The sequence below is a fragment of the Streptomyces silvae genome, from assembly GCF_016745505.1.
GTDB classification, from domain to species: domain Bacteria; phylum Actinomycetota; class Actinomycetes; order Streptomycetales; family Streptomycetaceae; genus Streptomyces; species Streptomyces silvae.
In genome coordinates this window covers 1-13,794 of record NZ_JAERUC010000117.1, presented here as the reverse complement: position 1 = coordinate 13,794, position 13,794 = coordinate 1, and the positions used below count along the sequence as shown (strand labels likewise).

The window sequence follows — 13,794 nt, the reverse complement described above, 5'->3', positions numbered from 1 at the left end:
CGCGCCGGAATCTCACGCCCTCGCGTCGCGCTCCTGACCCCGCAGCGCCCGCGCCAGATCGTCCCGCGCCTCCAGGACGAGGCGCCGCAGCGCCGGTGCCGCGTCCGGGTGCGAGGTCAGCCAGGCGTCCGTCGCGGTGAGGGTCGCGGGGTCGTCCTGGAGCCCGGGGAACAGGCCCTTGACCACGTCCATGCCGATCTGGATGGACCGCTCGGCCCAGACCCGCTCGATCGCCGCGAAGTACGAGGCCGTGTACGGCGCCAGCAGCTCACGCTGCGAGGGCTGCTCGAAGCCCGCGATCGTCGCCCCGACGAGCGCGTTGGACAGCTTGTCCGACTCCACCACCGCCGCCCACGCCTGGGCCTTGACCGCGGCCGAGGGACGCGAGGCCAGGCACCGCACGTGGTGCCGCTTGCCGGACGCCGTGTCGTCCCGGGCCAGCTCGGCGTCCACGGCCGCCTCGTCGGCCTTGCCGTGCGAGGCCAGCGGAGACAGGAACGCCCACCGCAGCTCCTGGTCGACGTCCAGGCCGTCGATCACGGCCGCGCCGTCGAGCAGTTCGCCGAGCAGCTGGAGGTCCGCGTCCGACGCCGCGACGGCGGCGAAGAACCTGGCCCAGGTCAGCTGGTGCTGGCTGCCCGGCTCCGCGCGCCGCAGCTCCGCCAGCGCGCCCTCGGCCAGCGCCCGGCCGCCCTCCTCGCGCCAGGCCGGAGCGGCGTAGTGCACCAGCGCGGACTGCGCCCAGGCGTGCAGCATCTGGAGGACGCCGATGTCCGACTCACGGCCCGCGAACGCCAGCACCAGCGACACGAAGTCCCGGGCCGGCAGCAGCGCGTCCCGCGTCAGGTTCCACAGGGCGGACCAGCACAGCGCCCGCGCCAGCGGGTCGGTGATGTCCCCGAGGTGTTCGCGCAGGGTCGCCAGGGACCCCTCGTCGAAGCGGACCTTGCAGTACGTGAGGTCGTCGTCGTTGACCAGGACCAGGTCGGGCTTCTCGGCCCCGGCCAGCTCCGTGACCACGGTGCGCACACCGGCGACGTCGGTCTCGGCGCGGGCGTAGCGCTCCAGCGCGCCGTCCGGGGAGAGCCGGTACAGGCCGACCGCGACCCGGTGCGGCCGCAGCTCCGGGTGGGAGGCGGCGGCCTCCTGGGTCACGGAGAGCTCCGCGATCCTGCCCTCGCCGTCGTACGTCACCGCCGGTGTCAGCACGTTGACGCCCGCGGTCTGGAGCCACGCCCGCGACCAGGCCGTCATGTCGCGCCCGGAGGTCTCGGCCAGCACCGAGAGCAGGTCGCCCAGCTGGGTGTTGCCGTAGGCGTGCTGCTTGAAGTAGCGGCGCGCGCCCTCCAGGAACGCGTCCCGTCCCACGTACGCGACGAGCTGCTTGAGCACCGAGGCGCCCTTGGCGTACGTGATGCCGTCGAAGTTCAGCTTGGCGTCCTCCAGGTCACGGATGTCGGCCGTGATCGGGTGCGTGGACGGCAGCTGGTCGGCGCGGTAGGCCCAGGCCTTGCGGTTGTTGGCGAAGGTGATCCAGCCGTTGGCGAAGCGGGTCGCCTCCACCATCGAGAACGTCCCCATGAAGTCGGCGAAGGACTCCTTCAGCCACAGGTCGTCCCACCACTGCATGGTGACCAGGTCGCCGAACCACATGTGCGCCATCTCGTGCAGGATGACGTTGGCGCGGCGCTCGTAGGAGGCCGAGGTGACCTTTCCGCGGTAGATGTACTCCTCGCGGAAGGTGACGAGGCCCGGGTTCTCCATCGCCCCCAGGTTGTACTCCGGCACGAACGCCTGGTCGTACTTCCCGAAGGGGTACGGGTAGTCGAAGTTGTCGTGGAAGAAGTCCAGGCCCTGCTTGGTGATCAGGAAGACGTCCTCGGCGTCGAAGTAGCGCGCGAGACCCTTGCGGCACATCGCGCCGAGCGGGACCTCCAGCTTCGAACCGTCGTCGAACGTACGGGTGTAGAGGTCGCTCACGTAGTGGTACGGACCCGCCACGACCACCGTGATGTACGTCGAGATCGGCAGGGTCTCGGCGAACCGGTGGACCTCGCCCTCCTGCGACTCCTCCGCGCCGTTGGACCAGACCCGCCAGCCCTCGGGCGCCGTCACCTCGAAGCGGTAGGGCGCCTTGAGGTCGGGCTGCTCGAAGTTGGCGAAGACGCGGCGGGCGTCGGCCGGCTCGTACTGCGTGTACAGGTAGACCTCGCCGTCCTCCGGGTCGACGAAGCGGTGCATGCCCTCGCCCGTCCGGCTGTACGCGCACCGCGCGTCGACCACCAGGACGTTCTCGCCCTCGGCGAGGTCCTCCAGCACGATCCGGGTGCCGTCGAAGACGGCCGCGGGGTCCAGGTCCTTGCCGTTCAGCGTCACCGCGTCCACGGCCGGGGCCAGCAGATCGGCGAAGGTCGAGGCCCCCGCGCGGGCCGCGCGGAAGCGGATCGTGGTCTGCGAGCGGAAGGTGCGCGGACCGGCCTCGTCGCCCCCGTCGGGCTCACCGACGGCGGAACGCAGGTCGAGGGCGACCTCGTAACCGTCGACGGTCAGCAGCTCGGCCCTTTCGCGGGCCTCGTCGCGGGACAGGTTCTCACCGGGCACGGAGCACTCCTTTGTGTCTCGATCGAAGACCTTCGATCCTCCCATGCGGCCCCCGGCACCCGCGCGCGGGAATGGCGGGAGGGCCTCATGGTGTTCCGGCTCACAGGCGCAGACCGAATTTCACGAGGAGAGACATGCCCGAGAACAGCACGCCCGGCGGCAAGGTCCCGGCCGACTTCTGGTTCGACCCGCTCTGTCCCTGGGCCTGGATGACCTCCCGCTGGATGCTGGAGGTGGAGAAGGTCCGCGACGTCGAGGTGCGATGGCACGTGATGAGCCTCGCGGTGCTCAACGAGCCCAGGCTCGACGAGCTGCCCGAGGAGTACCAGGACATGATGCGCACCCAGGCCTGGGCGCCCGTCCGTGTCGTGGTCGCCGCCCAGCAGAAGCACGGCGACGACATCGTCGGACCGCTGTACACGGCGCTCGGCACCCGCATCCACAACAACGGCGAGGGCCCCACCCGCGAGGCCATCGCGGGCGCCCTGGCGGACGTCGGCCTGCCGGCCGAGCTCCTGGAGTACGCCGACTCCGACGCGTACGACAAGGAGCTGCGCGCCTCCCACCAGGAGGGCATCGACAAGGTCGGCCAGGACGTCGGCACCCCGGTCATCGCGGTGCCCGGCGCCGACGGTGAGCAGATCGCGTTCTTCGGCCCGGTCGTCACCCCCGCCCCGAAGGGCGAGGAGGCCGCGAGGCTCTGGGACGGCACGCTGCTGGTGGCGTCGATCCCCGGCTTCTACGAGATCAAGAGGACCCGCACCCAGGGCCCAGTCTTCGACTGACCCGGTCCTGGCGGTGCGGGCTCCCGGGAACCGCCCGCACCGCCGGGGGCGGTCCCGGGGGTCAGCGGACCCGGCGGATACGGGCCGGGCCGAAGGTCCCGGGGGTCAGCGGACCCGGCGGATACGGACCGGGCCGCGGGCCTTCGCCGGCTCGACGGGCCGGCCACCCTGCGTGATCTCCACCTCGCCCGCCTCGACGAGGCGTCCGGCCGCGCGCCGGACCGGCTCCATGAGCGCACGCCAGCCGTCGTCGTCCCCCTCGTACACCGCTCGCGCGGCATCGGAGGGGCAGATCGTGGCGCCCGGCCCGCGATGTTCCAGCAGTTCCAGGACGGCCCGTTCCAGGTCCCGGTCCGTCTGTCGCCCGTCGTCCGTCACCCCCTCAGTCTCGCAGCGGCTCCGGCAGGATGCGGGGACGCCGGCCCACGGTGTTCCGGTCATGTGTCGCGGGGCCCGCGGGTCTTGCCGAAAAGATGAACATCGTTCAGGATCTGCCCATGCCAGCGGCCGGTTCGGACCATCCCGCGGCCCCGCCCCTGCCGCGCACCGTGCGGATCGGCTACGGCCTCGGCTCGCTCTGCACGGGCACCTTCGCGACCGTGCCGGGCCTGAGCCTGCTCTACTACCTCACCAACGTCCTCGCCGTGCCCGCCGCCGTCGCGGGCGCCGCCGTCTTCCTGCCCAAGGCCTGGGACGTCCTGATCAACCCGCTGGTCGGCGCCGTCTCCGACCGCAGCCGGCTGCGCGGCGGCCCACGCAGGCCGTTCCTGCTGCTCGGCGCCTGCACCCTGCCGCCGCTCTTCGCGCTGATCTTCGCCGCGCCACCGCTGCGGGGCGCCCCGGCGGCCGGCTACGTCGCCGTCCTCTTCCTGCTCGCCGCCACCGCGTACGCCGTCTTCCAGGTGCCGTACGTGACCATGCCCGCCGAGATGACCGAGGACCCGCACGAACGCGGCCGCGTCCTCGGCTGGCGGGTGGGCTTCCTCGGTGTCGCCATCCTGCTGTCCGGGGCGCTGGCCCCCGCCATCGCGCACGCCGACGGAGACACCCCGGAGAGCTACCGGCTGATGGGCGTCGCCGTCGCACTGCTGCTGGCCGTCGGCATGTTCGGTGCGTGGGCCGCCACCCGCCGCGCCCCGGCCGCCGTCCGCAGCGAGGCCGAACCCTCGCTGCGGGCCCAGCTCGCCGCCGCCCGCTCCAGCAGGCCGTTCCTCCACCTCGCCGGGATGTGGACGCTCCAGGCCCTCGCGATCGGCGTGATGCTCGCCGGCGTCCAGTACTTCGCGACGTACACCCTCGGCTCTGCGGGCGCGGTCACCCCGCTGTTCGCCTGCCTGATCGGCCCCCTGGTCCTCTTCATGCCGCTGTGGAACCGGCTGGCCCGCCGCAAGGGCGTCACCTACGCGCAGTGGTGCGCCTCGCTGCTCTACACGGCCGGCGCGGTGCTCCTCGCCTTCACCGGAGCGGCGGGCCCCGCCGTCGGCTACGCGGCGGTCGTCCTCGTCGGCATCGCGTACGCCGGACTGCAACTGCTGCCCCTCACCATGCTCGCGGACACCCTGGCCGCCGACGCCGCCACCACCGGCAGACGCAGGGCCGCGACCTTCACCGGGCTGTGGACGGCCGCCGAGACCCTCGCCTTCGCCCTGGGCGCCGGGGTCTTCGCCCTCGTGCTGGCCGTGACCGGCTTCCGCTCCTCCGACGCCGCGCACCACGTGGAGCAGCCCGCCGCCGCGCTGACCGGGATCACCGCCGGGATGAGCGTGCTGCCCGCCGTGCTCGCCGCCGCGAGCCTCCTGCTGCTGCGCCGCTACCGCGTGACCCCGACCGTGCCCCGTCCCCTCCAGGAAGAGCCCGCCCGTGCCGACTGACCCCGCCCTCCCCGACGGCCGCCCCGCGGCCGAGGTGCTCGCCGAGCTGCGCGCCCTGCGCCGGGCGGACGCGCCCACCCGAGGGGGCCGCACCTTCGCCTACGTCTACGACGCGGGGCTCGACGGCCTCGACGAGCTGGCCGCCGAGGCGTACACCGCGTTCGCGACGGTCAACGGGCTCGACCCCACGGTCTTCCCGAGCGTGGCCCGGCTGGAGAACGACGTGGTCGGCGCGGTCGCCGCCCTGCTCGGCACCCCCGGCGCCCAGGGGACGTTCACCAGCGGCGGCACGGAGAGCATCCTGCTCGCCGTCAAGGCCGCCCGCGACCACGCCAGGACCGTACGCGGGATCACCGCACCCCGGCTGGTGCTGCCGTCCACCGCCCACGCCGCCTTCCACAAGGCCGCCGCCTACCTGGGCGTCGAACCGGTCGTCGTCCCCGTCGACCCCGTCACCTTCCGCGCCGACGCGGCCGCCATGGCCGCCGCGCTGACCGACCGCACCGCGCTGGTGGTCGCCTCCGCCCCCTCGTACGCCCACGGGGTGATCGACCCCGTCGCCGAGATCGCCGCGGCGGCCTCCGCACGCGGGGTGCTCTGCCATGTGGACGCCTGCATCGGCGGCTGGATCCTGCCCTACCTGCGGCGCGCCGGACGCGAGGTGGCGCCCTTCGACCTCTCCGTCCCCGGCGTCACCTCGCTCTCGGTGGACCTGCACAAGTACGCGTACGCCGACAAGGGTGCCTCCGTGGTCCTCTACCGCGACGCCGAGTTGCGCCGCCACCAGTACTTCGCGCACGCCGGCTGGCCCGGCTACCCGGTCGTCAACCCGACCGTGCAGGGCACCAAGTCCGGCGGTCTGCTGGCCCAGGCCTGGGCGGTCCTCCAGCACGTGGGCGAGGAGGGCTACACCGCGCTGGCGGGCCGGGTCGCCGAGGCGTCGGACCGGCTGCTCGCGGGGCTGCGTTCCCTCGACGGCGTACGGGTGCTCGGCGATCCCGCGGCCGGGCTCGTCGCGTTCACCGTCGCGGGGGAGGACACGGGCGCTCCCACCGGCGCCGGAGAGGACACAGGCGCCCCCGACCTCAGCCTGCTCCTCCATCTCGCCGACGAGATGCGCGAGCTCGGCTGGTACCTCCAGCCGCAGCTCTCCTTCGACGGCCTCCCGCCCAACCTCCACCTGACGCTCACTCCGGCCACGGTCGGCCAGGTCGACGCGCTGCTCGGCGACCTCGCGGCGGCCTTGGCGAAGGCCCGTTCCCTGGAGCCCGTGACGGTGGACCCGGCCCTCGCGGCGTTCGCCGCCGGGCTGGACCCGCAGACGCTCGGACCGGACGAGGTCGCGGCCGTCCTGGCCTTCGCCGGGCTCGGCGAGGGCGCCGGGCTGCCCGGCCGGATGGCCCCCGTACTCGTCCTGCTGGACGCGCTGCCCGGGCCCCTGAAGGAGCGGCTGCTCTCCGAGTTCATCGGCTCCGTCTTCCGGATCTGAGTTCCCCGGCATGGGAGAACCCCCGCGAGTCACGTCCTCACGGGGGTTCTCCGTCCATCCGCCTGCCGGGTGAAGGTTGAGAAGACGATCACGAGGCAGGACGCTCGGGCTCCGTCAGGGAGCGAGCAGCAGCACGTCCGCGCGCTCCTTGGCGGCGGCGTAGCGCTTGGCCACGTCCTGCCAGTTGACGACGCGCCACATGGCCTCGATGAAGTCGACCTTCTGGTTCTTGTACTGCAGGTAGAAGGCGTGCTCCCAGGCGTCGAACACCAGGATCGGGACCGAGCCCTGGCCGACGTTGCCCTGGTGGTCGTAGACCTGCTCGACGATCAGCTTGCCGCTGACCGGCTCGTACGCGAGGACGCCCCAGCCGGAGCCCTGCGTGGTGGCGGCGGCCTTCGTCAGCTGCGACTTGAAGCCGGCGTACGAACCGAAGGACTCCGCGATCGCGTCGGCCAGATCGCCCACGCCGTCCGCCGCGAGGGGCTCGCCGCCGCCGTCGCCGGTCATGTTGTGCCAGTAGATCGAGTGCAGGATGTGCCCGGAGAGATGGAACGCGAGGTTCTTCTGGAGGCCGTTGATCGCGCCCCAGGCCTCCTTGTCACGGGCCTCTTCCAGCTGCTCCAGGGTGTCGTTCGCACCCTTGACGTACGCCGCGTGGTGCTTGTCGTGGTGGAGCTCGATGATCTGCGGGTTGATGACCGGTTCGAGCGCCGCGTAGTCGTACGGGAGTTCCGGAAGCGTGTACGTGGCCATGGGATCGAACCCTCCAACTGCTACCTGGTTGTTATTGCAAGTCCTTCGCAATTGCAGGCTAGCAGGAGGAAGCCGCGGAAGTGATCAGCCCTTGGACCTAGGGCCTCTCGTTCGGGTCATGCCGGGCCCGCGGGGGTGGGCCAGGGCATCCCGGGGCGGCGTGGTGTCAGACGAGGGCGGTGACCAGCAGGGTGAACGCGGCGAGGATGACGGCGAGGCGGAGGTAGTGGTAGCGGTTCCAGCGCTCCAGCTGCTCCTGCCAGTCGGCGGGCCGGTTCTCGGGGGTCCAGGTCTTGTTCCGGTTGTTGATCGGCACGAGCAGCAGGATCGACATGATCACGCTGAGGACCAGCAGTCCGGCGGCGGTGACGACGAGTCCGGTGCCCTGGTGGTGCCATCCGGCGACGGCCCAGATCGCGCTGAGGGCGACCGAGCCCATGTACCAGAAGGGCATCAGGGCGCCGAGCATCCGGCCGCCGTGGGCGTGACCGAGCTGGCCGCTGTCCCCGGGGAGGGCGTTCAGGATCCGGTTCATGACGAAGATGACGGAGAACTCCACTCCCACCATCAGGCCCACGGCGACGGTGGTGACGACCTCGAGTGTGCTGAGCATGGCGATCCCTCCAAGTGCTAGCGTTGCTAGGTGATGAGGCAACGCTAGTACTTTCAGGGCTCGCTTGTCTAGCGGTGCTAGAATTTATTCAAGCCGGCCGACACGGAGACGGAGAGGGAGGCCATGACATACGTACGGGAGGGGCGCCCCGAGGAGGCCGCGGCGCTGACCGCGCTGGCCCTGAGGTCGAAGGCGCACTGGGGCTACGACGAGGCGTTCATGGCGGCGTGCCGGGACGAACTCACCGTCCGCCCCGACGAGGTGACCGCCCGCCGCACGGCCGTGGCGGAGCGGGACGGCAGGCTCCTGGGCTTCACCATGCTGGACGGGAGCCCACCCGAGGGCGCCCTCGGCATGATGTTCGTCGAGCCGGACGCCATGGGCCGGGGCGTGGGGAGACTTCTCTTCACCCGCACGGCCGCGCGGGCACGCCGGCTCGGATTCGTCCGGCTCACCATCGACGCCGACCCCAACGCCGAGTCCTTCTACACGGCCATGGGTGCGGTACGGATCGGGGCCACACCCTCGGGCTCGGTCCCCGGCCGCGAACTGCCCTTGCTGGAACTCCCCTTGGCCTGAGGCCGGGCGACCGCCCCGGCGGCGTGGGCGGTCCCGGGGTGTGTGAGGGTGTCCTCGGCCGAGTCACGTACGTACATGGGGGGTTGTCGTGAGCCAGGTGCTCTATGGCGAGCGGTCCTGGAATCCGCTGGCGCAGACCGTGGAGCTGGCCGAGGACCGGCTGCGCAGGGGCGGGCGGACCACGCCGCTGGGCGAGCTGAACCTCGGTGCCATGGCCGAGGCGTACCGGCGCGGTCACTGGCTGGGAGGCGGCGGGTCCGAGCGCCCGCTGGACCGGCTCCCGGAGGGCCCCGGCACCGTCCCGCTGACCCGCGTCACCGGCACCGCCACCCCGCTGAAGGTGCGCAGGGCCGCCGAGTTCGCCCGCGCGCTCGGGGAGCTTGCCGTACGGCTCTGCGGCGGGCCCGAGCAGGTGGCCGCACTGTCGGCCCGGGCCGAGGCCGAGGGCGTGCCGCTGTGGATCGCGCGGAGACTCGTGGAGGGGCCCGCGGGGCCGGTCGCCGTCGCGGTGGACCGGCGCCTGGTGCGCGTGGACGTCTGGGGGCCGCACGCCCCCGTCGTACGGATCCGCGCGCCCCGCGGCTTCCGCGGCGACGACCTCGACCCGTCCAAGGGCCTGCGCCTGAGCGTCGGCGACGCCACGGCCGAGCTCGTGCTGAAGAAGAAGCTGCGCAAGTCGAAGAGCGTGGTGGAGGCGCGGCTGCCCGGGGCGCACTGGGTGCTGCGGCGGGAGGACGCCACGCACTCCTGGCTGCTGCGCGGTGACCGGCGGGTCGCCCTGCTGGCACGGCCCCCGCGCCGCCAGGCCCGCACGTCGGACACCGTGCTGCGGCCGCTGGCGCCGGTCCGCCACGAGAGCCCCGACCCGCTGGACGCCGTGATGGCCCACGCCTTCGCCGTCGCCTTCGGGATAGGCGACACGACCGGCACGGCACGGTTCCGGTCGGAGCGGTACGTGGGGGACGGGGGCGAGCCGATCGCCACCGATGTGGCGTGGGACCGCCCCTGGTTCAGCAACCTCGGCCACGGCAGTGACGACAACGAGCCCGGCGGCGGGGACGGCTGGGGCGCGGACGGCGGCGACGGCGGGGACTCCGGCGGCGGTGACGGGGGCGGCGACAGCGGGGGCGGGGACGGCGGTGGCGGGGGCGGCGACTGACGGCCGAAGGCCCGGCACCGAGGTCCGGGCACCGGGGGGCCGGGCACTGAGGGGCCGGGGTCCGGGCCCTGGGGGCCGGCGCCGGGCACGATCACCCGTCGGCCGGGGCCCGCGCGGCCGGTGTCTCCCCGCCCACGGGCCCGCCCGCGCGTTGCAGTCCCGGCGCCAGGATCAGGGTGACGGCGACCGAGGCGGCCGCCATCAGCGCGATCGCCCCTCCGGTGGGGATCCGCTGCGCCAGGGCCCCCGCGAGCGCCGCCGCCACCCCCTGCATGGCCAGCATCCCCGAGGAGTGCAGGCCGAGCGCCTGGCCGGTCATGGTGGCCGGGGTCAGAGCCATCAGGCGCTCCTGGAGGAGCAGACTCGCCGAGAAGCCGGTGGACGCCACGGTGGCCAGGAGCAGCGCCCACGGCAGGCCGGGCCGCAACGCGAAGAGCAGATACGGCACCGCCAGCAGCAGGAGCAGCGGGGTCCGCAGCCGGCCCCGCCACCGCGCCGGCAGGAAACGGCCCGTCACCGTGTCCCCGGCCAGCATGCCGAGCGCCGCGCACGCGAAGAGCAGCCCCGCCCGGTCAGGCCGGTAGGGCACGAAGAGCGATTCGCAGCCGACGACCAGCCCGTTCGGCAGCCAGAGCGAGAGATACACGCGCCGTCTCGGCCCCGAGGACCACAGCAGCGCGTTGGTGCGCCAGGTCTCGCCCACCGAGGGCCGCCCGGTCGCCCGCGGCGGACGGCGGCCCAGGCCGAACCACGCAGCCGTGGCGCCGGCGGCGTACAGGGCGGCCGCGACGAGCAGGGTGCCGCGCGGGGCCAGCACGGCGACCAGGACGCCGCCGGCCGCGTAGCCGAGGATCTGCATGGTGCCCGCGCACATGTTGAGCAGCGAACGCCCCAGCAGGAAGGCCTCCTCGGGGAGCACCTCGCCGAGCAGCCCGTACCGCACCCCGCCCATGACCGCCGCGACCGCCCCCTCGCCCAGGACGACCGCGAAGACCAGCGGCAGCGGCAGCCCGGGAAGGGCCAGGACCGCCGTCCCGATGCCGAAGGCCAGCGCCGCGCCGCTCAGCGCTCCACGCGGCGGGAGCCGGTCGGCCGCCGACATCAGCAGGGCCGCGCCGGCCAGCTGGGCCAGGGAAGCGCCGAACATGGAGAGCGCGGAGAGCAGCGGCGACCCGGTCGAGGTGAACACGAGGACGCCCAGGGCCAGTCCGCTCGTCGTCGACGCGGCGGCCTGCAGGGCACTCGTCACGAAGAGAGGGCCGAACTGCGGTACGCGGAACACTTCCCGGTAGGTGAGCATGCCGGGGAGTCTCGGGGCACGGTCCGTGCGGCCGTTACTCTTTCGCGAGGAGGCGAAACCATGGGCTGGTGGCAGGTCAACGCGGACACCCTGGCCGCCGGGCGCTTCGTCGTGTCGGAGCTGGCGGAGACCACGGCGACACTCCAGGCCCTGGAGGTCGGGGCGGCCACGAACCCGGCCGAACGCGCCTGGTTCGACACGCACCGGCCCGCCTACCGTGAGCGCCTGGCGGCCGACCCCGTCACCGCACAGCTCGTACGGACCGGTCTCGGCGGCCACTGGAACGCGGACTTCCTCACCCCGCCGCCCACCGACGGGACCACCTTCGCCCAGGACCTCGACCGGATGCGCGGGACGTCCCCCGACGGCGCCCGCGCCGATCTGGAGGTGTCCGGAGGCGGGCCGCTCCCGGCGGCGCTCCACCGTCCTGATCTGCCGGAGATCGCCGCCGCCCTGCTGGAATGGGTGTGGGAGCGCATCGTGCTCCCGGACTGGCCGCGACGCCGCCGGATCATCGAGGCGGACATCGTGGCGCGCGCAGGACAGCTCGGCCAGGGCGGCTGGGCCGCGGTGCTGGAGACGATGAACCCGGGCATGCGGTGGCTCGGAGGCAGCCGGCTCCAGGTCAACCCGCGCGCCTACCCGCCCCGTGAACTCGTCGGCGTACGGCTGGCGTTCGTGCCCGTCACACCGCGCCGGGGATGGGTCTCCTGGGACGCCGGGGCGCAGCGGTACGCGGTCGTGTACGCCTGCTCCGGCACCCTCTCCGACGCGGACCGGCCCGTGGTCCCCGACAGCCTCGGCCGGCTGCTCGGGCCCGCCCGGGCCGGGGTCCTCGTGCTGCTCGACCGCCCCAGGAGCACCACCGAGCTGGTGGCACTCACGGGTCAGGGACTCGGTTCGGTCGGCCGCCACCTGAAGGTGCTGCTGGACGCCGGCCTGGCCGGGCGCCGCAGGTCCGGCCGCTCGGTCCTCTACTTCCGTACGGAGGCGGGCGAGGTGCTCCTGCGGGCTCAGCCGGGCTGAGGCGCCGCCGCCTCCAGGGCGTCGACGCTGCCGGACATGAGGGTGCGGATGTGCGCGGTGATGTGTTCGGCCGGCCAGTCCCACCAGGCCACCGCGAGGAGCCGGGCGATGTCCGCGTCGTCGTAGCGGGTGCGGAGCAGCTTCGCCGGGTTGCCGCCGACGATGCCGTAGTCCGGCACGTCCGAGGTGACGACGGAACCGGCGGCGATGATCGCGCCGTTCCCGATCCGCACGCCCGGCATCACCGTCACCCGGTAGCCGAACCACACGTCGTGGCCGACCACGGTGTCGCCCCGGCCGGGCAGCCCGGACAGCAGGTCGAAGTGGTCGGCCCAGGAGCCGCCCAGAGTGGGGAACGGGAACGTGGAGGGGCCGTCCATGCGGTGGTTGGCGCCGTTCATGATGAACCGCACCCCGGTGCCCAGCGCGCAGAAGCGGCCGATCACGAGCTTCTCGGGGCCGTAGTGGTACAGCACGTTGCGGGTCTCGAACGCCGTCGCGTCATCGGGATCGTCGTAGTACGAGTACGCGCCGACCTCGATGAGCGGGGACGTCACCAGCGGTTTGAGCTGCACCACACGCGGCTGCCCGGGCATCGGGTGCAGCACGGTCGGATCTGCGGGGAGGGGACTCATGGCAGCACCCTCGCAGAACGACCGTGCTCCCTGCACTCAGTTTCGGGCGGGCGTCCCGCGCTCCGCGCGCTTCTGCCGCACCACGCCGATCACGATCAGCACCGCCGTCAGCACCCCGGTCGCCAGCAGCTGGTCGCGGGTGTCGGGCTGGCGCAGCATCAGGACGAAGATGCCGGTCATGGCCACCAGGGCCGCGATCGTCAGGCCCGGGAAGAGCCACATCCGGACGACGAGCCGGTCCGGGGCCTCCCGCTCCGTGCGCCTGCGCAGGACGAGCTGGGAGACCGCGATGAAGATCCAGACGACCAGGATCACCGCGCCGATCATGTTGAGGAGCCACGGGAAGACGTCGTCGGGGCGCCAGTAGCTGAGCAGCACGCAGAGGAAGCCGAAGACCGAGGAGGCCAGCACGGCGTTGCGCGGGACGCCCGAGGAGACCTTGCCGAGCAGCTTCGGTCCCTGACCGCGGGCGACGAGGGAGCAGGCCATGCGCGAGGAGCCGTAGATGTTGGCGTTCATCGCGGAGAGCAGGGCGACCAGGATGACCACGTTCATGATCTCCGCGGCGCCGCTGATGCCGAGGTGGTCGAGCATCGCGTAGAACGGGCCGACCTCGGCGACCTTCGGGTCGTCCCACGGCACGAGCGTCACGATGACCGCCATCGAGCCGATGTAGAAGACCGCGATGCGCCACATCGCCGTACGGACCGCCTTGGCGACACCCTGCACCGGGTTCTCCGACTCGGCCGCCGCGATGGTGACCGTCTCCAGGCCGCCGTACGCGAAGACGGAGGCGAGCAGGCCGATGATGAGGCCCTCGGAGCCGTTCGGCAGGAAACCGCCGTCCCCGGTGAGGTTCGAGGTGCCGGGGGAGTCCGCGCCGGGCAGCACGCCCAGGATCGCGAGCAGGCCCAGCACCAGGAAGAGCGTGATCGCGATGACCTTGAGCGCGGCGAACCAGAACTCGAACTCGCCGAAGT

Annotated in this window: 13 protein-coding genes; 6 read left to right on the top strand and 7 right to left on the bottom strand. The window is 72.8% G+C overall.

All coding sequences use genetic code 11. The annotated features are described in order from the left end of the window. Positions 1 to 12: 12 nt before the first annotated feature. Entirely contained in the window at positions 13 to 2,601 is a 2,589-nt protein-coding gene (gene pepN, locus JKV81_RS18280; RefSeq protein WP_202076814.1) for an aminopeptidase N, read from the bottom strand. A 134-nt stretch (positions 2,602 to 2,735) separates the two neighbouring features. Between pepN and JKV81_RS18275 the strand changes: the two genes are divergently transcribed. Beyond that, complete coding sequence (locus JKV81_RS18275; RefSeq protein ID WP_124276472.1) at positions 2,736 to 3,386, top strand: mycothiol-dependent nitroreductase Rv2466c family protein; 651 nt, start codon at positions 2,736 to 2,738, stop codon at positions 3,384 to 3,386. Positions 3,387 to 3,491: 105 nt separating this feature from the next. On the opposite strand, the gene JKV81_RS18270 is transcribed toward JKV81_RS18275, so the two are convergent. Next, positions 3,492 to 3,764 (bottom strand): DUF3253 domain-containing protein, encoded by a 273-nt coding sequence (locus JKV81_RS18270; protein ID WP_124276473.1) that lies wholly within the window; start codon positions 3,762 to 3,764, stop codon positions 3,492 to 3,494. Between the two features lie 119 nt (positions 3,765 to 3,883). On the opposite strand from JKV81_RS18270, the gene JKV81_RS18265 reads away from it, so the two are divergent. Together JKV81_RS18265 and JKV81_RS18260 are read left to right on the top strand one after the other, a co-directional pair. Beyond that, entirely contained in the window at positions 3,884 to 5,257 is a 1,374-nt protein-coding gene (locus JKV81_RS18265) for an MFS transporter (RefSeq protein ID WP_202076812.1), read from the top strand. Beyond that, positions 5,247 to 6,746 (top strand): pyridoxal phosphate-dependent decarboxylase family protein, encoded by a 1,500-nt coding sequence (locus tag JKV81_RS18260; protein ID WP_129262971.1) that lies wholly within the window; start codon positions 5,247 to 5,249, stop codon positions 6,744 to 6,746. Before JKV81_RS18265 ends, JKV81_RS18260 begins: the two co-directional genes overlap by 11 nt. 114 nt (positions 6,747 to 6,860) lie before the next feature. On the opposite strand, the gene JKV81_RS18255 is transcribed toward JKV81_RS18260, so the two are convergent. Both JKV81_RS18255 and JKV81_RS18250 read right to left on the bottom strand, forming a co-directional pair. Further along, entirely contained in the window at positions 6,861 to 7,502 is a 642-nt protein-coding gene (locus JKV81_RS18255) for a superoxide dismutase (protein WP_124276476.1), read from the bottom strand. A gap of 166 nt (positions 7,503 to 7,668) precedes the next feature. Beyond that, positions 7,669 to 8,115 carry an anthrone oxygenase family protein gene (locus JKV81_RS18250; protein ID WP_202076810.1) on the bottom strand — a complete coding sequence of 149 codons (447 nt, stop codon included), beginning with the start codon at positions 8,113 to 8,115 and terminating at the stop codon, positions 7,669 to 7,671. Positions 8,116 to 8,238: 123 nt separating this feature from the next. On the opposite strand from JKV81_RS18250, the gene JKV81_RS18245 reads away from it, so the two are divergent. Beyond that, positions 8,239 to 8,694, top strand: a complete 456-nt coding sequence (locus JKV81_RS18245) for a GNAT family N-acetyltransferase (protein WP_129262969.1) — start codon at positions 8,239 to 8,241, stop codon at positions 8,692 to 8,694. 88 nt (positions 8,695 to 8,782) lie between these two features. Continuing rightward, positions 8,783 to 9,853: a hypothetical protein gene (locus JKV81_RS18240; protein WP_202076808.1), complete on the top strand. Its 1,071-nt coding sequence runs from the start codon at positions 8,783 to 8,785 to the stop codon at positions 9,851 to 9,853. Between the two features lie 91 nt (positions 9,854 to 9,944). On the opposite strand, the gene JKV81_RS18235 is transcribed toward JKV81_RS18240, so the two are convergent. Continuing rightward, positions 9,945 to 11,153 (bottom strand): MFS transporter, encoded by a 1,209-nt coding sequence (locus JKV81_RS18235; RefSeq protein ID WP_202076806.1) that lies wholly within the window; start codon positions 11,151 to 11,153, stop codon positions 9,945 to 9,947. A gap of 60 nt (positions 11,154 to 11,213) precedes the next feature. Between JKV81_RS18235 and JKV81_RS18230 the strand changes: the two genes are divergently transcribed. Then, positions 11,214 to 12,179, top strand: coding sequence for an ArsR/SmtB family transcription factor (locus JKV81_RS18230; protein ID WP_129262964.1), 966 nt, complete (start codon positions 11,214 to 11,216; stop codon positions 12,177 to 12,179). Here the strand turns inward: JKV81_RS18230 and JKV81_RS18225 are convergent. Beyond that, on the bottom strand, positions 12,167 to 12,814 hold the full coding sequence (locus JKV81_RS18225; protein ID WP_129262962.1) for a CatB-related O-acetyltransferase: 648 nt from the start codon (positions 12,812 to 12,814) through the stop codon (positions 12,167 to 12,169). The genes JKV81_RS18230 and JKV81_RS18225 overlap by 13 nt on opposite strands. A gap of 36 nt (positions 12,815 to 12,850) precedes the next feature. Continuing rightward, the coding region (locus tag JKV81_RS18220; RefSeq protein WP_202076804.1) for an amino acid permease at positions 12,851 to 13,794 on the bottom strand (944 nt) is incomplete at its 5' end.